The organism is Rodentibacter caecimuris, from assembly GCF_010587025.1.
Classification (GTDB): domain Bacteria; phylum Pseudomonadota; class Gammaproteobacteria; order Enterobacterales; family Pasteurellaceae; genus Rodentibacter; species Rodentibacter caecimuris.
On record NZ_CP040863.1, the window covers coordinates 795,677 to 815,378 of the forward strand.

General features: G+C 40.6%; 19 protein-coding genes. 6 read left to right on the forward strand and 13 right to left on the reverse strand.

Annotated features, from left to right (window positions below):
• Positions 1-34: 34 nt before the first annotated feature.
• Complete coding sequence (locus FEE42_RS03850; RefSeq protein WP_164028805.1) at positions 35-1,993, reverse strand: site-specific recombinase; 1,959 nt, start codon at positions 1,991-1,993, stop codon at positions 35-37.
• A 229-nt stretch (positions 1,994-2,222) separates the two neighbouring features.
• Between FEE42_RS03850 and tesB the strand changes: the two genes are divergently transcribed.
• Together tesB and FEE42_RS03860 are read left to right on the forward strand one after the other, a co-directional pair.
• Positions 2,223-3,083, forward strand: a complete 861-nt coding sequence (gene tesB / locus FEE42_RS03855) for an acyl-CoA thioesterase II (protein ID WP_059365573.1) — start codon at positions 2,223-2,225, stop codon at positions 3,081-3,083.
• Positions 3,084-3,100: 17 nt separating this feature from the next.
• On the forward strand, positions 3,101-3,958 hold the full coding sequence (locus FEE42_RS03860) for a ferritin-like domain-containing protein (protein ID WP_135969359.1): 858 nt from the start codon (positions 3,101-3,103) through the stop codon (positions 3,956-3,958).
• A gap of 32 nt (positions 3,959-3,990) precedes the next feature.
• Here FEE42_RS03860 and murA read toward each other — a convergent pair whose 3' ends face one another.
• From murA to galT, 12 genes are all read right to left on the reverse strand, one after another.
• Positions 3,991-5,262, reverse strand: coding sequence for a UDP-N-acetylglucosamine 1-carboxyvinyltransferase (murA, locus tag FEE42_RS03865; protein ID WP_135969358.1), 1,272 nt, complete (start codon positions 5,260-5,262; stop codon positions 3,991-3,993).
• A 15-nt stretch (positions 5,263-5,277) separates the two neighbouring features.
• A complete protein-coding gene (locus FEE42_RS03870; protein ID WP_059365575.1) occupies positions 5,278-5,535 on the reverse strand; it encodes a BolA family protein in 258 nt (85 codons plus the stop codon).
• A 13-nt stretch (positions 5,536-5,548) separates the two neighbouring features.
• Positions 5,549-5,884: an STAS domain-containing protein gene (locus FEE42_RS03875; protein ID WP_059365576.1), complete on the reverse strand. Its 336-nt coding sequence runs from the start codon at positions 5,882-5,884 to the stop codon at positions 5,549-5,551.
• A gap of 4 nt (positions 5,885-5,888) precedes the next feature.
• A complete protein-coding gene (mlaC, locus tag FEE42_RS03880; RefSeq protein ID WP_077663953.1) occupies positions 5,889-6,536 on the reverse strand; it encodes a phospholipid-binding protein MlaC in 648 nt (215 codons plus the stop codon).
• 24 nt (positions 6,537-6,560) lie between these two features.
• Complete coding sequence (gene mlaD / locus FEE42_RS03885) at positions 6,561-7,067, reverse strand: outer membrane lipid asymmetry maintenance protein MlaD (RefSeq protein ID WP_059365578.1); 507 nt, start codon at positions 7,065-7,067, stop codon at positions 6,561-6,563.
• Positions 7,068-7,078: 11 nt separating this feature from the next.
• Positions 7,079-7,861 carry a lipid asymmetry maintenance ABC transporter permease subunit MlaE gene (gene mlaE, locus FEE42_RS03890; protein WP_059365579.1) on the reverse strand — a complete coding sequence of 261 codons (783 nt, stop codon included), beginning with the start codon at positions 7,859-7,861 and terminating at the stop codon, positions 7,079-7,081.
• Positions 7,858-8,652 (reverse strand): phospholipid ABC transporter ATP-binding protein MlaF, encoded by a 795-nt coding sequence (gene mlaF, locus FEE42_RS03895; protein WP_059365580.1) that lies wholly within the window; start codon positions 8,650-8,652, stop codon positions 7,858-7,860. Before mlaF ends, mlaE begins: the two co-directional genes overlap by 4 nt.
• A gap of 93 nt (positions 8,653-8,745) precedes the next feature.
• Positions 8,746-10,284 carry an apolipoprotein N-acyltransferase gene (gene lnt / locus FEE42_RS03900; RefSeq protein WP_164027755.1) on the reverse strand — a complete coding sequence of 513 codons (1,539 nt, stop codon included), beginning with the start codon at positions 10,282-10,284 and terminating at the stop codon, positions 8,746-8,748.
• A 71-nt stretch (positions 10,285-10,355) separates the two neighbouring features.
• Complete coding sequence (corC, locus tag FEE42_RS03905; protein WP_059365582.1) at positions 10,356-11,249, reverse strand: CNNM family magnesium/cobalt transport protein CorC; 894 nt, start codon at positions 11,247-11,249, stop codon at positions 10,356-10,358.
• Positions 11,250-11,376: 127 nt separating this feature from the next.
• Positions 11,377-12,399 carry a galactose-1-epimerase gene (gene galM / locus FEE42_RS03910; RefSeq protein WP_164027756.1) on the reverse strand — a complete coding sequence of 341 codons (1,023 nt, stop codon included), beginning with the start codon at positions 12,397-12,399 and terminating at the stop codon, positions 11,377-11,379.
• Between the two features lie 9 nt (positions 12,400-12,408).
• A complete protein-coding gene (galK, locus tag FEE42_RS03915; RefSeq protein WP_059365584.1) occupies positions 12,409-13,563 on the reverse strand; it encodes a galactokinase in 1,155 nt (384 codons plus the stop codon).
• A 75-nt stretch (positions 13,564-13,638) separates the two neighbouring features.
• Positions 13,639-14,685 carry a galactose-1-phosphate uridylyltransferase gene (galT, locus tag FEE42_RS03920; RefSeq protein ID WP_164027757.1) on the reverse strand — a complete coding sequence of 349 codons (1,047 nt, stop codon included), beginning with the start codon at positions 14,683-14,685 and terminating at the stop codon, positions 13,639-13,641.
• 212 nt (positions 14,686-14,897) lie between these two features.
• On the opposite strand from galT, the gene FEE42_RS03925 reads away from it, so the two are divergent.
• The 4 genes from FEE42_RS03925 (at position 14,898) to mglC (ending at position 19,689) form a co-directional block, all read left to right on the forward strand.
• Positions 14,898-15,899, forward strand: a complete 1,002-nt coding sequence (locus FEE42_RS03925; RefSeq protein ID WP_059365586.1) for a substrate-binding domain-containing protein — start codon at positions 14,898-14,900, stop codon at positions 15,897-15,899.
• Between the two features lie 175 nt (positions 15,900-16,074).
• Positions 16,075-17,067: a galactose/glucose ABC transporter substrate-binding protein MglB gene (gene mglB / locus FEE42_RS03930; RefSeq protein WP_059365587.1), complete on the forward strand. Its 993-nt coding sequence runs from the start codon at positions 16,075-16,077 to the stop codon at positions 17,065-17,067.
• Between the two features lie 68 nt (positions 17,068-17,135).
• Positions 17,136-18,656 (forward strand): galactose/methyl galactoside ABC transporter ATP-binding protein MglA, encoded by a 1,521-nt coding sequence (gene mglA, locus FEE42_RS03935; RefSeq protein ID WP_135969354.1) that lies wholly within the window; start codon positions 17,136-17,138, stop codon positions 18,654-18,656.
• A 22-nt stretch (positions 18,657-18,678) separates the two neighbouring features.
• A complete protein-coding gene (gene mglC, locus FEE42_RS03940; protein ID WP_077581826.1) occupies positions 18,679-19,689 on the forward strand; it encodes a galactose/methyl galactoside ABC transporter permease MglC in 1,011 nt (336 codons plus the stop codon).
• The last annotated feature ends 13 nt before the right edge of the window (positions 19,690-19,702 follow it).

Consider the following 19,702-nt stretch of genomic DNA (forward strand, 5'->3'; position numbering starts at 1 on the left):
CGGTTAAAATTTCTTTCGTTTTTAACCGCACTTTTTATTTTTCCAACTGGACTGGCAAAAATAAACTCAACGGACGCTGTTTGATAATCTCTGCAACTTCACGCCAAATGACCCACCAACTGGTTATTTCCGCATTTAAGGAACGTAATGCAACCCAGAGGGTTAAAGAAAAACTCACCACCAAGTTCACTAAACCGATTAACAAGACAAAAACGATACATTGTAATAAAAATGCGAAGTCGAAATGTCCGCTCACGGCAATATAACCGACATTGGCAGAAGAAAATGCCACATGACGAATATCTAACGGCAAACCGGTTAAATACCCGACCACACCCGTTAAACCAAGCAATAACCCAAAACAAAGATTTCCGATGATGGAACCATAATTTTCGTGCATATAATCCGCCAGTTTTTCACGCAGTCTCAAAGGCAGCAATTTTTTCAATAACGGATGTTGGCGTAAACGCATTCGTATATTCAAGTAATTGCTACGATTATCAAAATAGCCTGAAATAATACCTGAACAGAATAGCCATACTCCTGCGATTGCCGCAAACCATAATGTGCCGGCAAAAGGATCGATACTGTGTAGCTGATACTCAATCTGTTCCTGATTCATTAGCTCTTCACCGATTTGATATCGGTAGGCAAAAGCAATAACCATCGCCAAGCTCATCGCAACGATCACATTACCGAGAACCGCAATACTTTGAGAGCGAAATACATCCACCAATAATTGTGCCAATTTTACATTTAGGCTTTTACCTTGCGGATTCTTTTCGACCGCTTCAGCAAAACGGGCCGCCGTCATTGCAGGCTGTTTCGTTGCCACAGTAAAATGCAACATAAAAATCAACGTAAACCCTAAACCGTAATTAAGCCCTTCTGCAATACCTTTCCAAACTTTATCATCAATCATACCGCCCAAATAGATTTTCAATAACGCCATTACTGCGATCAATACTCCACCACCGGCGGCAGAATAAAACATAGCAAAATATTCTTTTTTGTCCCGTGTAATGTAATGCTCGCCATGATCCCCGGCATTCTGTGTAATGCTTCGTGCAATCAGCTTTGAGCTTTGTTTCCATAGACGGGACACACTATGTTGCTCTGCCGAGGCTCGGGCAAAACAAGCTGTCAGTAACAAAATACGTCGTGGCAAATAACGATTTGATACAAAAATTGCCATCAATTTCTCTAGGCGTTCAAGGGTTTGTGAAAGTCGCTCCAACAAATACGCAACGTGAAGAGATGAACCGACTACCGTCCCCCGTTTTTGCAAACGCTCAATCAGTTGCTGACATTGATCAAACATCACCTGTAAATGACTATCATCAAAAGTTTCATTTTGACGACGAGCCACTAACCAATCAACGATTTCTCGATGTAATGCAACAAAAGGTGAATCGGCATTCAATAATGACGGTTCCATACGCATTAATTCCGGTTCCATCTCCTCAGCGGCAATCCAGATAGAGAGCATTTCGATAGCAAATAGCCCTTCATTTTGAAAATGCACACGTAAGCGTTCACGATCCTTTTCCATCGTTTTACGTGTCAATACGCCAAATATCGCCCGCCATTCTTTCAATGGAACGGCATCAATCCAACGAGCGTCGTCTTTATCATTAAAAAGTAAATAAAAAATATCGCGTAAATCGTTCACATCTTTAAAAGAAGGGCTGAATCGTTCATAAAGACGTTTTTTCATCTCACGACCAAACCCTTCACGCGGTAGAATTCCGCTACTAATAAAAATCGGATACAAACGCAAACGACATAACCAATCACATAATAAAGTCGCCACCGAACAGGCAAGTTCATGATCTTGCTTTAAAATACGTTTAATTAAACGCAGATGAGGAACAACCTGCTCTTCACGGCTTTCACGCAAAAGCCGACAAAATCCTTCCATCAACCCAAAGGCATCATTATCGGCAACTTTCTTACGAATAAATTGCGGCAAGGTTTCCGGCTTTACAATCATTGACTTCAAATTATCTTCCCCCTCTAAATTTCGAAAGCGTATCATTATACAGATTGAAAAGAAAATTGGAAAAGTGCGGTTGGTTTTGCGGGTAAATTTATAAATTCGCCATAAATCATAACCCGCTGTTCACCTATATTTGCTTGATGACTTCCACAATCACTTTTTTGGCATTCTCCAAAATCTTCGTTAAAATAACCGCACTTTTATTTGTTATGAGGAAGGCAAAATGTCAGAGGTGCTTAGCCATTTAATTCATCTACTTAAACTTGAAAAAATTGATGATTTGACTTTTTGTGGGGAAAATCAAGATTTAGGTTTACGCCAAGTTTTTGGCGGGCAAGTTGTCGCACAGGCGTTGTCGGCGGCAATGCAAATCGCACCGAAAGATCGCCTTTTACATTCGTGCCACGCCTATTTTCTCGCACCGGGGGATAGTCAATATCCTATTATTTACGCTGTAGAGACACTACGTGAAGGAAGAAATTTTTCTGCATTGCGAGTGAAGGCGATTCAGCATAACCAGCCGATTTGCCACATTACGGCTTCTTTTCAAATGTCTGAAGAAGGCTTTGAGCACCAAAGTGCAATGCCAAATGTCGGACAACCCGAAAGTTTTATTGATGAAAACGCAATGATACAAAAAATGGCCTCCGGCTTACCTGAGCCGTTAAAAGAAAAATTTATGGCTGAACGTCCTTTTGAAATACGGACAAAATATCTCAATAATCCTTTCAACGGCGTAAAATTGCCGCCTGAACAATACTCATGGTTTAAAACTCAGGGGAAAGCTCCGCATAATCTTGCCATACAGCAATGTTTGCTTGCCTATTTTTCCGATTTTCACTGTCTTTTGACCGCACTTCATCCTCATGAAAAAGGCTTTTTACAACAGGGTATGAAAGTTGCCACGATTGATCACAGTATTTGGTTTCATCGCCCGTTTGATTTAAATAATTGGCATCTCCACGCAATTGAAAGTAATAATGCTTTTGGCGGGCGTGGACTAGCACGCGGACAAATTTTCTCACAAGATGGAAAACTAATCGCGACAACACAGCAAGAAGGTTTAATTCGTTACCAAAAATAACCGCACTTGAGGCAATAATGAAAATAGAATTTTGGCATAAGGTTACCCAAGCCTTACAGGAAACCGATCCGAATATAAAATGTGAGCTTGTTAATCAGCTCTATGATGAGATTTTACCGACCATTTCACTTATGGAAATCCATGATTTCCCCCAAATTGGCGTTGAACAAAATATTGCGGGATTCCCTTCAAAACCTAACCTTGTCGCCCCTAAAGATGTGCCTAAACGCGCATTTGCAACAGAAGAGGGCTATGCCGCAACCTTACACGCCATTGCGCATATTGAATTTAATGCGATTAATTTGGGGCTGGATGCCGCATGGCGATTCGGACGAAATGCACAAGAAGAGTTAGGAGAAGGGCTGGCTTTTGTAAAAGATTGGTTACGCGTAGCACGAGAAGAAAGTACGCATTTTACTTTAATAAATAACCATTTAAAAACCCTAGGGTATCAATATGGTGATTTTGAGGCACATGCCGGTTTATGGGAAATGGCACAAGCCACTGCTCATGATATTTGGGAAAGAATGGCGCTTGTTCCACGGGTATTGGAAGCAAGAGGATTGGATGCGACACCCGTTTTACAAGAAAAAATTGCCCAACGTAGAGATTTTGCTGCCGTTGATATTTTAGATATTATTCTACGGGATGAAATTGGCCACGTTTACATTGGTAATCATTGGTATCATGCGCTTTCGGCAAAACGCGGACTGGATGCGATGAAATGTTTTAGTGAATTATTACGTAAATATCGCATTGTAATTTTTAAAGGTGTGATTAATACCGATGCGCGGATTCAGGCAGGTTTTACTCAACATGAATTGGATTGGATTTATGAAGTGGAACAAACATTAAAATCCTATATTAAGAAGTAAAAAGTGTGGTCAATTTTGACCGCACTTTTTAACTAATCTGAGTCTGAAAAACGTTCAATTCTCGCACCTAAACAACGAAGTTTTTCTTCAATATGTTCATAACCTCGATCAATATGATAAATACGATCAACGATCGTTTCGCCGGTTGCGATACATCCGGCTAAAACCAAACTAATTGAAGCACGCAAATCCGTTGCCATCACTTCCGCACCGGAAAGTTGCTGCACACCGTGGCATATTGCAGTGTTACCTTCAATTTCCGCTTTTCCACCCATACGGATTAATTCAGGGATATGCATAAAACGATTTTCAAAAATAGTTTCTGTGATAATACTCGTTCCCTGTGCCACCATATTTAATAAAGTAAACTGAGCCTGCATATCCGTAGGGAATCCCGGATGTGGTGCAGTGCGAATATTCACTGCTTTTGGACGATTACCAAACATATCCAAAGTAATTGTATTTTCGGTAATATCAACCTGCGCACCCGCTTCACGTAATTTATCAATAACAGCATCCATCGTATCGGCTTTGGTGTTTTTACACACTACCCGTCCACCGGAAATCGCACCGGCAATTAAAAATGTTCCCGTCTCAATACGATCCGGCACAATACTGTGTTCACAACCGGTTAAACGCTCCACACCTTCAATCGTGATATGATCCGAACCTGCTCCGCTGATTTTTGCGCCCATTTTATTAAGGAAGTCCGCCGTATCAACGATCTCCGGCTCACGGGCTGCATTCTCAATCACGGTTTTCCCTTTCGCAAGGGTTGCCGCCATCATAATAGACAACGTTGCGCCGACGCTGACTTTTTCCATAACAATACGCGTACCGATTAAACGATCCGTAACCTGTGCTTTTACATAGCCTTCTTCAAGCGCAATGTTTGCACCCATTTTTTCAAGACCGCTAATATGCAAATCTACCGGACGTGCGCCAATTGAACAACCGCCGGGCAATGAAACCTGCCCTTGACAAAAACGTGCAACCAAGGGTGCAAGCGCCCAAATTGAAGCCCGCATTGTTTTCACTAAATCATAAGGTGCAATAAAGTGATCAATTTTTGACGCATCAAGTAACACGGCACCACTTTCATCACTTTCCGCCATCACGCCAAGTTTGCGTAAAATTTTAAGGGTAGTTTCAATATCTTTGAGTTCCGGTACATTCGTCAATTTTACCGGTTCGGTAGCTAAAATTGAGGCAAACAAAATCGGAAGGGCAGCATTTTTAGCGCCAGAGATGGTTACTGTACCGCTTAAACGGGAAGAACCACCATAAACACGAAATTTTTCCATGGTAGAAATCCTAATTTAACTGGATTGATGTAAAAGACGATCCATTTTCCACTTTTCCGTGGTATAGGTCTTGATGGTTAATGCGTGAATTTCACCAGTTGTGAAATAAGACATTAATGGGGCATAAATAGTTTGTTGTTGTTTAACCTTTGACAAGGCTGCAATTTCATCACTCACGACTATCACACCAAAATGTGCATTTTCACCCTGAGCATACACTTCATCAACATTTAACGTTTCTTTTAAAATTCGTTCAATTTCTTGCAGTTCCATTCGGATTCCCATTTTAATGATGGTCAATAAAAGCTGCGATCCAATCAGAGAGATTGACTAAATCCGCAAGCGTCAATAATTGTTGGGGGGGATTAACTAAACGCACCGTTTTATTAGGCAATTGTTTACTGATATGCAAAAAATCGCAAATGAGTGCAAAACCTGCAGAATCCATTTTTGTGATCGCCGTTAAATCCCATTCGATAATTGATTGATTTAACTTAGCCCCAGATAAAAAAGAAGCACGTTGCTGCCATAAGGCTAACAACGTGTTGCGAGATAGCTCCCCGGAAAATCGGATCGCTATCTTATCATTATTTTGAACCAAATCCCAATTTAATCTTGCCATGAGATTATTTGCTTAATGTGACAGGTTGAGCGGCTGATTTTTGAATTTGAGCCGTTAGCGCATCAATACCTTGTTGGCGTAAAATACCACTCCACTCGTTTTGTTTGGTAACAACCATGCTCACACCTTCAGCCACCATATCATAGGCTTGCCATTCGCCGGTTTTACTGTTTTTACGCCATTTAAAATCCAGTTTAATCGGTGCGACACCGCCGTTTTGAATAATGTTCACACGAATGCTCACTAAATTTTTACCTGCAATATCTTTCGCCGGTTCAATTTGAATATTTTGATTGCTGTATGCCGTCAGCACTTGTGCATAAGCCTGCTCAATAAAATCCCCAAACGCTTTAAAGAATTTTTCCCGTTGTTCCGGCGTCGTGGATTTAAAATGCGAACCCAATACTAAAGAGCCCGCATAATTCACTTGTACATAGGGTAATAAATCATTACGCACGATAGTACGCAAATAGTTTGGGTTTTGTTTAATTTTGGCTTGGCTGCTTTTAATGTCCGAAAACAATTTATCCGAGGCTTGCTGCATTAACACATAAGGGCTGGTTTCCGCCATTGCCGTGCGTGCCATAAAAAGTGCGGTCAGTGCAAACGCTAAAACTGCACACCATTTTTTCAACTGAGTGATTTTCATCATAAATCTCCTAACTAAACATTGTTATTATTTTGCTGTCGGTTCTGCGTTTTCCGCATTCCCTTCTGTTTTTTTGTCGCCATAAAGGAATTGACCAATCAAATCTTCCAATACCATAGCTGATTTGGTATCTTGAATCTGGCTACCGTTTTTTAACATTGCGGTTTCACCGTCATCAAATCCCATAGTTAATGCAATATATTGCTCACCCAATAAGCCCGATGTTTTGATCGATAACGAACTATTTTCCGGAATTTCATTATATTCTTCATTAATCGCAATATTCACTTTCGGTAAGTAGGTTTTCTCATCTAGATCAATACTGCTGACCCGCCCTATCACCACTCCGCCGACTTTTAACGGCGCACGGACTTTTAGTCCGCCGATATTATCAAAAGTTGCAGTCACCGTATAAGATTTATTCTCACCGAAACCCTGCACATTTGCCACGCGTAAGCCTAAAAATACCAACGCCCCAATACCGAGTAATAAAAATAATCCTACCCAAAATTCATATTTAATCGTTTGTCGCATAAAATACCCTTTTAACCTGCCCCAAACATGATGGCAGTCAAGATAAAATCTAATCCAAGCACCACTAATGAGGCATGAACGACGGTTCGCGTTGTGGCTTGACTGATGCCTTCTGATGTCGGTATGCAATCATAGCCGTTAAATAATGCAATCCACACCACTGCAACAGCGAAGAACAGGCTCTTAATAAATCCATTAAGAATATCGTAGCTCCAGCTCACCGCATTTTGCATGACAGACCAGAAACTACCGGCATCAACCCCTTTCCAATCTACACCGACCAGTGAACCGCCCCATATCCCAATCGCAATAAAAATAATGGAAAGGATCGGCATCGCAATAATGCCCGCCCAAAAACGTGGAGCGATAACACGGCGAAGCGGATCAACCGCCATCATTTCAAGACTGGAAAGCTGCTCGGTAGCTTTCATTAAACCGATTTCCGCGGTCAATGCCGAGCCCGCCCGTCCGGCAAATAAAAGTGCGGTCACTACCGGCCCTAATTCCCGCAAAAGCGATAATGCCACAAGCTGACCAAGACTGGTTTCAGCCGAAAAATCGACCAATACCACATAGCCCTGTAATCCCAAGACCATTCCGATAAATAAGCCGGATAACAGCACAATTAACAACGATTGCACACCTAAAACGTGCAACTGTTTAATCAATAACGGGAAATGTTGGCGAATTTGCGGTTTGCCGACCAAAGCCCCGAACAACATAAAACCGGCACGCCCTAACGCACGGAAAAAACGAATGACACGTCGTCCAAGAGAAGAAATCATCTCAATCATTGAAATAACTCCCCAATATAATTTTCCGCCGGATAATGGAATTTCACCGGCCCGTCCGCTTCCCCTTTTAAAAATTGCAACACTTGCGGATCTTGGCTTGCCAATAGTTGTTCTGCCGTCCCTTCTGCAATCACCCGTTTATCGGCAATAATATAAGCGTAATCGGCAATACTTAATACTTCTTGAACATCGTGCGACACCACAATAGAAGTTAAATTCAATGCTTCATTGAAACGCTTAATTAAACTCACAATAACCCCCATGCTAATAGGATCTTGTCCTGTAAATGGTTCATCAAACATTATTAAATCGGGATCCAATGCAATCGCACGGGCAAGTGCCGCTCGACGTGCCATACCGCCGGAAAGTTCGGACGGCATCAACTGTGCCGCACCGCGTAAACCGACTGCTTCCAATTTCATCAATACAATTTGGCGAATTAAGCTTTCCGGTAAACGGGTGTGCTCCCGAATCGGGAACGCCACATTATCAAAAGTGGAAATATCGGTAAAAAGCGCACCGGATTGAAATAACATCCCCATACGTTTGCGTACTTCGTAAAGTTCACGATTAGAAAGACGACAAATATCTTTATCATCAAACCAAATTTCACCTTGTTCCGGATGTAACTGTCCGCCAATTAATTTTAACAGTGTGGTTTTTCCGATGCCCGAAGGCCCCATAATTGCCGTAATTTTCCCTTTTCGAACTTTCAAATTCAAGTTATCGTAAATCACACGCTCACCCCGCTTAAAGGTGAGGTTTTTGACTTCGATTAGGTTTTGCTCCATTCAAATCTCATTTTAGTTGGGTGATCTTTCAAACCACCGATTATACTTAATTTCATGATGAATAAGTTCATCAATAAAGTGCGGTCGTTTTGACTATTGTTTTTGTGAAAGGTTCATACGTTGACGAACAAACGCCATAATCCCACGTAACAATAAAAACAACAAGGATAGCCCATAAAGCGGCAGATTGCCTAACACAGAATAAGGTGTTTTGCCTTCAGTCGGTGCAATTTTATGGGTCAAGGTTGTTTCGACAAATTGCGGCGCTTGTGCCAGAATTTCCCCCATTGAACTAATAAACACCGAAATTCCCGTATTGGTCGCACGAATTAAAGGTTTGCCTAATTCCAATGCCCGCATTCTCGCCATTTGTAAATGCTGCCAAGGCCCGATAGAATCACCAAACCAAGCATCATTGGAAATTGTCAGCAAATAGTCGGTTTCGGTTTTCAAATTTTCCCGTACTTGTTCGCCAAAGATAATTTCATAACAAATTGCCGGTGAAAAAGCGCGTTTTTTCGCCATAAAAGCAGGCTGGACTGCCTCACCACTTTGGAAAGCGGACATCGGTAAATTAAACACGGAATTTAACGGACGCAACAAATTTTCCAACGGAACATATTCGCCAAATGGTACCAGATGATGTTTATTGTAGCGATTTGGCGTATCTAATCGATAAGGAAAATCAGGGTTACCGGCTGTCACAATAGAATTCAACAATTTGCCCGATTGCTCATCCTGATACACCGTACCAATCATAATTTCCGTATTGTTTTCCTGTGCGACACGATCAAGCCTGTCAAAAAAAGGAACAATCGAATTTTCTAAGGTAGGCAACGCCGATTCAGGCAAAATAATCAAATCGCTTTTCCCTAAATTTTCTGCAATTAATTTTTGGTAAATCTCTAAGGTTGAATAGAGATACTCAGGATCCCACTTTAAATTTTGCTCAATATTGCCTTGCACAAGTGTTACGTTGAGGGATTTATCTTGCACTGATTTCACAAAAGTCATTTTTTGAGCATAACCGGCCAGCCCACAGACAACGGCAAATGGTAGAATATTCGCCACGAATAATTTGATATTTTTTTGTTTAAATAAAACCAAAATACCGTTAAAAATGACCGCACTTGCCCACAGGGTAAAAAAGGTTAATCCGCTTACGCCAAAGATAGGGGCAATTCCGGAAAACGGGCTGTCAATTTGCGTATAACCGAATTGTAACCAAGGAAAACCGGTAAAGACCCAGCCACGAAGAAATTCCGTAAACGTCCAAATTACCGCAAAAATAACCGCACTTTTTACCTGAAAACGCTGTACGAAATAGGTGAATAACATAGGGTAAAGGGCAAGATAAGCAGAAAGCAAACCGACTAGAAAGTAGCTTACGCCAAGAGAAGCGCCACCAAATTGATGAATGCTGACATTCAACCAGCTTACCCCAAAACAAAAAAATCCCATTGACCATAAAAACGCGCCCAAAAGTGCGGTGGATTTTTTTGGGGTTTTAGCAACATAAATTAAACCCAACAAAGAAACATACGCCAATCCCCAATAATCAAAAGGCGAAAAAGCAAAAACACCGAGTAAACCGGAAAAAAAAGCAACAAAATAAATCAATAAATTTTTCATCTCATTTCAATATCACAAAAAAGATTCCCCCCAATAAAATGAGAGGGGAAATTTAATCGGAGAAGGCTAAGCTATTCGTTTTCTAGGTTTTTCATATCCGATAAATGCTCGTCCGGTACGGTAACGCGCAGCTGGATCAAACGGCGACTATCTGCGGAAGTAACTTTAAATTGCAGATTTTCCAAGGTAATTTCTTCACCACGTTTCGGTAAATAACCAAACGCCTGCATCACTAAACCACCAATGGTATCGACTTCTTCATCATCAAAACGCGTATTAAATTGTTCATTGAAATCATCAATATCAGTCAGGGCGCGTACCGCATAAGTATGACGGGAAAGCTGGCGAACATCGGCAATATCTTCTTCATCAAATTCATCTTCAATATCGCCTACAATTTGTTCCAAAATATCTTCAATAGTAATCAAACCCGAGACCGCGCCAAACTCATCCACCACAATCGCCATATGAAAACGTTCGGAACGGAAATCTTTTAACATTCTATCCACACGTTTGCTTTCCGGTACGATCACTGCCGGACGTAAAAGTTTCGACATATCAAAGTCTTCCGCATCGGCACGTAAGAATTTCAGTAAATCTTTTGCATGTAAGATCCCTGCGATATTATCTCGATCATCGGCATCTGCAATGACGGGAAAGCGTGAGTGCGCCGATTCAATAATAATATTTAAGCAAGAATTTAAATCTTGTTCGCTTTCTATGAAAATAATTTGTGAACGCGGAATCATAATATCACGCACCCGAAGCTCGGCGATTTCCATCACACCCTCTATCATTTCACGGGTATTTTGATCAATTAAATCGTTTTGCTCGGAATCACGAATCACTTCCACCAGTTCTTCACGATTTTTCAACTCGCCTTGAAAAAAACGACCGAATAAAGATTGGAAAAAAGATTTTTTAGTGTTTTCCGATTGAATTAAATTTTGCTGTTCGTCACTCATATTATTTTATTTTGACTCTACTAAATTCGCTGCAGAAAAGTATCATATTTTGACCAAGTTCGCAAAGTGAAAGCATAGAAAAGTAAAGTGCGGTAAAAAATATACTCGTTTTTTACCGCACTTAATTTTATAAAAACTTAAACTCCGTCCACTGGTAATATCGTTCATTGGCTTTTTGAATCCCACCGTAATTTTGCCATTCGGGGTGATTCGGTGTATCCGGTAAACACTGGGTTTCCAATGCAATACCTGCAAAATCGCCGTACTCTTCTCCACTACGGGTCGGCACGCCGGCAAGATAATTTCCCGTGTACACCTGTAACGCAGCTTGAGATGTTCGCACTTCAAGTCTTAAATCCTCATTCGGCGAGATCAGCAGAACACAAGGCTTTTGCCAAGCCTTATTGACGACAAAAGCGTGATCATAACCTTTGGTCACTTGCTGATCACCTTGTAGAAAATCCTGTTTAATCGGCTTAATAAGACGAAAATCAAAACTTGTTCCACCCACGTGTTTAAGTGGGGAATTCGGAATACCTTCATGATTTACCGGTAAATAAAAATCCGCATTCAAGCGTAGGCTATGTTCACGTATATCCGAGCCTTGTTCGGCATTTTCTAAATTAAAATAGGCGTGATTGGTGAGATTTAATGCCGTGTCTTTATCACTCAAACCTTCATATTCAATTTTGACGGAATTATCTTCCGTAAGCGTGTAAGTCACGGTTACCTTCACATTTCCCGGAAAACCTTGATCGCCATCGGCAGAATTTAACGAAAAACAAACGAAATTATCACCGCACTTTTCAATCTCCCAACGGCGTTGAGCAAAACCGTTCCCGCCGTGAAGTTGGTGTTTGCCTTGATTGGCTGCCAATTGAATAGTTTCACCGTTTAATTCAAATTGAGCGTTTGCAATACGATTGGCATAACGCCCCACACTTGCCCCCAAATAAGCTTGCTGATTCGGGTAATCTTGCACTTTGCAACCCAATAATACTTCTCGCAATTCACCATTTACCGGCACTTGACAAGATAACCAAGTCGCTCCCCAATCCATCAATTTGATACACATTCCTTTTTCATTTTGTATAGAAATGAGCTGATAAGGGTTACCGTCAGGGGCATTAAACATTGTTTTTTCCAGCATTGATTTTCCTTAAATCACTCGTACGCCTTGTGAAGCATGGCACACATAAAAGGTTTCTTTTAATCCGGTTGTTTTTTCATAATTCTCGGCAATAGTTTTGCGGACGGCATCGACTTTATCCTGCGGCGCAAGGGCAACGATACAACCGCCAAAACCGCCTCCAGTCATTCTTGCCCCACCTTGTTTACCAAGAACTAATTGGGCTAATTCTACCAAATAATCAATTTGCGGCACGGTAATTTCAAAATCGTCACGCATTGAATCATGAGATTGCCCCATTAATTCGCCTAATCGGGTCAAATCATTATCTGTTAGCGCCGCCACAGCATCCAATACCCGCTGATTTTCCGTCACAACATGGCGGGCACGTTTTGCCACAATCGGATCAAGTGCGGTCAATTCTGCCTCTTTTTCTTTAAATTGAGATACCGACACGTCACGCAACGCTTTCACACCGAAAAATGCCGCCGCTTTTTCACATTGCTGACGGCGTGTATTATATTCGCCCGTCACTAAATCATGCGGTACATTAGAATTAACAATAATCACCGCAATGTCCTCCGGCACCGGCGTCGGGGTTGTTTCAAGGCTTCGACAGTCAATCATCAAAAGATGATCTTTTTGCCCAAGAGCAGAAATAAGTTGATCCATATTGCCACAATTCGCACCGACAAATTGATTTTCGGCTTTTTGACCATTGAGTGCAATATCAATATGAGAAATGGGTAAATCAGCCAATTGTTGACAGAATTTCCCCACAGCAACTTCCAGTGCAGCCGATGAACTTAAACCGGAAGAAAGCGGTACGTTACCTGAAATGACAAGATCCGCGCCTTGGTTAAAATAAGGGTAACGTTCTTGTATAAATTTCACCACGCCACGGACATAATTCGCCCATTTATGCGGGCTTTGTTCGATTGTTTCTTTAAGAGAAAATTCATCGGTTTTATCCAAATCTGCCGCATAAACACGCCAAATATGGTCGTCTCGTTTTTTACCGCTCACCGCCGTGCCGAAATTAATCGCACAAGGCATCACAAAGCCTTCATTGTAATCCGTATGTTCCCCAATAATATTTACACGACCTGGAGCGTAAACAGTTAATTCGGGTGCGGTATGGAATTTTTGGCTGAAGATGTGTTGTGCTGTTTTGATTGGCGTCATATTTCTATCCTTCATATCTAAATTTATTCTTGGAGCCCCTCCCCTATTTCATAAAAGGAGAGAAGGGAAAATCTATCATCTCTCGGTATAATGAATTTCACTCAACGCTCTCAATCTTTCCGCCGCCTGCTCTGCGGTTAAATCACGTTGGCTTTCACCAAGCATTTCATACCCCACCATAAATTTTCGTACTGTAGCAGATCGTAACAGTGGTGGATAAAAATGCGCATGGAGTTGCCAGTGCGCATTTTCTTCTCCATTAAAAGGCGCAGCATGAAACCCCATTGAATAAGGAAAAGAGGTTTCAAATAAGTTGTCGTATTTTGTGGTTAGTTTTTTCAGAATGAGGGCTAAATCTTTAGCTTGTGTTTCACTAAGATCCGTTAAACGCTTGATATGTGTTTTTGGTAACAGCAAGGTTTCAAACGGCCACACAGCCCAGTAAGGGACAACCACCACCCAGTGTTCGGTTTCCACAACAATTCGTTCTTTTAATTCAAGCTCACGCTTTACATAATCCAGTAACATAACCGAACCGTATTTTTGCCAATAATGACGTTGGCTTTGATCTTCGCTATCCACTTCATTCGGTAAGAAACTGCTTGCCCAAATTTGACCATGAGGATGAGGGTTAGAACAGCCCATCGTCGCCCCTTTATTTTCAAAAATTTGCACCCATTGATATTTTTCTCCAAGCTCACGAAGTTGCATTTGCCAAACTTTAATCACTTCTTCAATTTCAAGTGCGGTCAATAATGGCAAAGTTTTACTGTGATCCGGTGAAAAGCAAATTACCCGGCTTTCTCCACGTGCTTGTGAACTTTGAAAAAGCGGATCATTTGATTTTTCCGGTGTGGGCGTATCCTCTAAAAGAGCGGAAAAATCATTTTTAAATACATAAGGTTTATCATAATCAGGGTTTAACTCCCCCGTAATACGTTTACTACGCGGGCAAAGATAGCAATTCGGATCATGGCTTGGTTTCCGTTCTTCTATCACTTTCTCTTGCTGCCCCTGCCATGGGCGTTTGGCTCTATGTGGTGAAACCAAAACCCATTGGTTAATTAACGGATTATAACGGCGATGCGGGTGCTCCGTCGGTTCAAATAATCTATCACTCATAATGGCTCCCTTATTTATTTGTAATCGGTTACATTTAATTACGTTGTAAGATACCTAACTTCTCAATAATAAACCGTGATCCATATCACAAAATTAGAATTTTAAGGGTGATTTTTGTGATCTATATTACAAAATTAAAAAGTAACCGTTTTCAATCCTGTACTAAGTTATTATGATGACCAATTACAAATTAAGAAGAAAGAGGGCATATTATGAGTACCATTCATGATGTTGCAAAGCTCGCTAAAGTTTCCGTTGCAACAGTATCTCGAGTGTTAAATAATCATCCGTCAGTCAGTAAAAAAACCCGTCTTTCCGTACAAAATGCGATTTCACAATTAAGTTATCAGCCTAATGCCAATGCACAGGCACTTGCTGTACAAAATACCGATACGATTGGTGTTGTGGTAACAGATGTCACGGATTCTTTTTTTGCTATTTTAGTGAAAGCAGTGGATAAAGTGGCTGAATCCCATAATAAAACGATTTTAATCGGTATTGGTTATCATCATGCGGAAAAAGAACGCGAGGCGATTAATACGTTATTACGTAAACGTTGTAGCTGCTTGGTTGTCCATTCTAAAGCGCTTTCAGATGAAGAACTTAAAGATTATCTTGATAAAGTGAAAGGAATGGTGGTGATTAACCGTGTCATTAAAGGCTATGAAAACCGTTGCATCAGTTTGGATAATCAAAAGGGGACTTATATTGCAACGGAAATGCTCATTCAGTGCGGGCATAAAAAGATTGCTTACATCGGTTCCAATCATGCTATTTTTGATGAAATTGAGCGTCGGAGCGGCTATTTGGAAGCGTTAAAAATGCACAATTACCCTATCGTTAAACACGCAATCGTGCATAATTCTCCGGATTTTGAGGGTGGAGAACAGGCAATGATTGATTTACTCAGTTACAACAAAGATTTGACCGCTGTCGTTGCCTACAACGATTCTATGGCTGCCGGTGCAATTTCGGTGCTAAATGAAAACAATATCAAGGTACCAAGTCAGTTTTCCATTATCGGATTTGATGATATGCCGATTGCACGTTATTTAATCCCTAAACTCACGACAATTCGCTATCCTATTGATTTAATGGCAACTTATGCAGCCAATTTAGCATTAAGTTTAGTTGATGAAAACATTGCAACACCCTCAACGATTCAATTTAACCCAACATTGGTTCGTCGTTTTTCTGTGGAACCGGCAAATTAAAATGTGATAAAGATCACAAATTTTAATATTCCTTTGTAATCGTTTTCATTTATGTGAGTTTGATCACAGACTTACGGGAATTTGCTCAGTATTATGCCAAGACAGTTATGACAACTGTCATAATAACGTACAGTGTCTTCTTTGTTCACATCAACCTTCCAACTAGGAGTGTTTTATGAAAAAAACAGTATTAAGCGCAATCGCTTTAGCAGTAGGTTTAGGCTCGGTTACGGCAAGCTACGCAGCGGATAACCGTATTGGGGTCACCATTTATAAATATGATGACAACTTTATGTCATTAATGCGTAAAGAAATTGATAAAGAAGCAAAAACATTACAAGGCATTGAGTTATTAATGAATGACTCTCAAAATGCCCAATCCATCCAAAATGACCAAGTTGATGTATTACTTTCTAAAGGTGTGAAAGCGCTTGCAATCAACTTAGTAGATCCGGCTGCCGCACCAACCATTATCAGTAAAGCAAAACCGGATAATATTCCTGTGGTGTTCTTCAATAAAGATCCCGGTGCCAAAGCGATTGGTAGCTATGAACAAGCCTACTATGTCGGTACCGATCCAAAAGAATCAGGCGTTATCCAAGGCAACCTAATTGCAAAACAATGGAAAGCAACACCTGAATTTGATTTAAACAAAGACGGTAAAATCCAATTTGTATTACTAAAAGGTGAACCCGGACATCCTGATGCTGAAGCCCGTACAAAATATGTTATAGATGAATTAAATAAACAGGGTATTCAAACAGAGCAATTATTTATTGATACCGGTATGTGGGATGCCGCAATGGCAAAAGACAAAGTGGATGCTTGGTTATCCAGTTCTAAAGCCAATAATATTGAAGTGATCATTTCTAATAATGACGGTATGGCATTAGGTGCATTGGAAGCGACAAAAGCGCACGGTAAAAAATTACCGATTTTCGGTGTCGATGCATTACCTGAAGCCCTACAACTTATTAAGAAAGGGGAATTGGCCGGTACCGTATTAAATGACGGCGTAAATCAAGGTAAAGCCGTTGTTCAATTAGCCAATAACCTCGCCCAAGGCAAACCAGCTACCGAAGGCACCAAATGGGAATTAAAAGATCGCGTTGTACGTATCCCTTATGTAGGTGTGGATAAAGATAATTTAGCTGAATTCTTAAAATAAAACTAATATCAGTGATGTAACCTTTAGGGGGAGTATTTCTACTTCCCCTATTTCAAATGAGGTTGGATATGACAACTCAAGATTTAAGTCAAGGTAGTCAGGTACTGCTTACGATGACCAATGTCAGTAAATCCTTTCCGGGCGTAAAAGCCTTAGATAGTGCAAACTTAACCGTCTGTTCTCATTCTGTTCATGCCTTAATGGGAGAAAATGGAGCGGGAAAATCTACATTATTAAAATGTTTGTTCGGTATTTATGCCAAAGATGAAGGTGAGATTTTTTTCTTAGGTAAACCCGTCAATTTTAAAACATCAAAAGAAGCCCTCGAAAATGGCATTTCTATGGTGCACCAAGAGCTCAATCTCGTACGCCAGACCAGTGTCATGGACAACCTTTGGCTTGGACGCTATCCGCTTAAGGGGCCATTTGTCGATCACGCCAAAATGTATCGTGATACCAAAGCGATTTTTGATGAATTGGAGATTGATGTTGATCCAAAAGAAAAAGTCGCCAAACTTTCTGTTTCTCAAATGCAGATGATCGAGATTGCAAAAGCATTCTCTTATGATGCCAAAATCGTCATTATGGATGAACCAACATCATCGCTTTCTGAAAAAGAAGTCGAACATCTGTTTAAAATTATTCAAAAATTAAAAGATCGCGGCTGCGGCATTATTTACATTTCTCACAAAATGGATGAAATTTTCAAAATTTGTGACGAAATTACTATTTTACGTGATGGGAAGTGGATCAATACCGTGCCGGTAAAAACCTCCAGTATGGAACAAATTGTTTCAATGATGGTAGGACGCGAACTTACCCAGCGTTTCCCTGAAAAAACAAATGTCCCAAAAGAAGTTGTACTTAAAGCCGAACATTTAACTGCCATCAATCAGCCCTCTATTCAAGATGTCTCTTTTGAATTGCGTAAGGGTGAAATTTTAGGTATTGCGGGTCTAGTCGGTGCAAAACGTACAGATATTGTCGAAGCTATTTTCGGCGTGCGTGAACTGAAAAGCGGTACAATTAAGCTACACGATAAAATTGTCAAAAATCGAACCGCACTTGAAGCAATTAATAACGGTTTTGCACTTGTCACCGAAGAACGCCGTACTACTGGGATCTACTCCAATCTAAGCATTGAATTCAATTCTTTGATTTCAAATATGAAATCTTACCTTACGCCTTGGAAATTACTTAGCAATAAGAAAATGCGTAGTGATACCCAATGGGTCATTGATTCAATGAATGTAAAAACACCTTCACACAAAACCACGATTGGATCACTTTCCGGCGGTAATCAACAAAAAGTTATTATTGGTCGTTGGTTACTTACCCAACCGGAAATTTTGATGCTTGACGAACCAACCCGAGGCATTGATATCGGTGCTAAATTTGAAATTTACCAGCTCATTCAAGAGCTTGCTAAAAAAGACAAAGGTATCATTATGATTTCCTCTGAGATGCCGGAGTTATTAGGGACAACCGATAGAATTCTCGTAATGAGTAACGGTCGGGTTGCCGGTATTGTAGAGACTGCAAAAACTTCTCAGGAAGAAATTTTACAGTTGGCGGCGAAATATTTATAACAATATAAGGAACAAATGAATTATGAGTGCCCTAGAAAAAAATAAATCCTTTGATCTTCTAAAACAAAATGCGATCTATTTTGTGCTATTGATTTTACTCGGCATTATCATTGCACAAGATCCAACTTTCTTAAATCTTATCAATTTTAGTAATATTCTTACCCAATCCTCCGTGCGTTTAATTATCGCATTGGGTGTAGCGGGATTATTGGTGACACAAGGTACAGACTTATCTGCCGGTCGTCAGGTCGGTTTAGCCGCGGTAATTTCTGCAACCATGTTGCAATCTATGGAAAATATGAACCGTGTTTTCCCTGATTTAGGTGAAATCCCTATTCCTGTTGTGATTCTAGCCGTTTGTGCCGTAGGTGCTGTTATCGGCTTAGTTAACGGTTTAGTCATTGCCTATCTAAACGTCACGCCATTTATTGCCACTATGGGAACCATGATCATTGTTTATGGTTTCAACTCCCTTTATTACGATGCAGTAGGTGGCTCCCCTATCGCCGGTTTTAATGAAAATTTTTCTGACTTTGCCCAAGGATTCTTCCGAATAGGTAGCTTTAAACTTTCATATATCACGATTTATGCAGCTATTGCTTCATTTTTAGTGTGGGTAATGTGGAATAAAACCCGTTTTGGTAAGAACATCTTCGCTATCGGAGGTAATCCTGAAGCAGCTAGAGTATCCGGTGTAAACGTTGCACGCAACCTTGTTGTTATTTATATCATTGCAGGGATGTTCTATGCTTTCGGCGGAATGTTAGAAGCCGGTCGAATCGGTTCTGCAACGAATAACTTAGGTTTTATGTACGAATTGGATGCAATTGCAGCCTGCGTAGTTGGTGGCGTATCGTTTGCTGGTGGTGTTGGTACTGTAATTGGTGTAGTTACCGGTGTTATCATCTTTACCGTAATCAACTACGGCTTAACCTATATTGGGGTAAACCCTTATTGGCAATACATCATCAAAGGTAGCATCATCATTTTAGCTGTTGCGATAGACTCATTAAAATACGCGAAGAAAAAATAGCAAAAATACGATG

Coding starts and splice junctions, on each gene's coding strand:
- FEE42_RS03850 (WP_164028805.1), bottom strand. CDS start 1,993: ATGATTGTAAAGCCGGAAACCTTGCCGCAATTTATTCGTAAGAAAGTT.
- tesB (WP_059365573.1), top strand. CDS start 2,223: ATGTCAGAGGTGCTTAGCCATTTAATTCATCTACTTAAACTTGAAAAA.
- FEE42_RS03860 (WP_135969359.1), top strand. CDS start 3,101: ATGAAAATAGAATTTTGGCATAAGGTTACCCAAGCCTTACAGGAAACC.
- murA (WP_135969358.1), bottom strand. CDS start 5,262: ATGGAAAAATTTCGTGTTTATGGTGGTTCTTCCCGTTTAAGCGGTACA.
- FEE42_RS03870 (WP_059365575.1), bottom strand. CDS start 5,535: ATGGAACTGCAAGAAATTGAACGAATTTTAAAAGAAACGTTAAATGTT.
- FEE42_RS03875 (WP_059365576.1), bottom strand. CDS start 5,884: ATGGCAAGATTAAATTGGGATTTGGTTCAAAATAATGATAAGATAGCG.
- mlaC (WP_077663953.1), bottom strand. CDS start 6,536: ATGATGAAAATCACTCAGTTGAAAAAATGGTGTGCAGTTTTAGCGTTT.
- mlaD (WP_059365578.1), bottom strand. CDS start 7,067: ATGCGACAAACGATTAAATATGAATTTTGGGTAGGATTATTTTTATTA.
- mlaE (WP_059365579.1), bottom strand. CDS start 7,861: ATGATTGAGATGATTTCTTCTCTTGGACGACGTGTCATTCGTTTTTTC.
- mlaF (WP_059365580.1), bottom strand. CDS start 8,652: ATGGAGCAAAACCTAATCGAAGTCAAAAACCTCACCTTTAAGCGGGGT.
- lnt (WP_164027755.1), bottom strand. CDS start 10,284: ATGAAAAATTTATTGATTTATTTTGTTGCTTTTTTTTCCGGTTTACTC.
- corC (WP_059365582.1), bottom strand. CDS start 11,249: ATGAGTGACGAACAGCAAAATTTAATTCAATCGGAAAACACTAAAAAA.
- galM (WP_164027756.1), bottom strand. CDS start 12,399: ATGCTGGAAAAAACAATGTTTAATGCCCCTGACGGTAACCCTTATCAG.
- galK (WP_059365584.1), bottom strand. CDS start 13,563: ATGACGCCAATCAAAACAGCACAACACATCTTCAGCCAAAAATTCCAT.
- galT (WP_164027757.1), bottom strand. CDS start 14,685: ATGAGTGATAGATTATTTGAACCGACGGAGCACCCGCATCGCCGTTAT.
- FEE42_RS03925 (WP_059365586.1), top strand. CDS start 14,898: ATGAGTACCATTCATGATGTTGCAAAGCTCGCTAAAGTTTCCGTTGCA.
- mglB (WP_059365587.1), top strand. CDS start 16,075: ATGAAAAAAACAGTATTAAGCGCAATCGCTTTAGCAGTAGGTTTAGGC.
- mglA (WP_135969354.1), top strand. CDS start 17,136: ATGACAACTCAAGATTTAAGTCAAGGTAGTCAGGTACTGCTTACGATG.
- mglC (WP_077581826.1), top strand. CDS start 18,679: ATGAGTGCCCTAGAAAAAAATAAATCCTTTGATCTTCTAAAACAAAAT.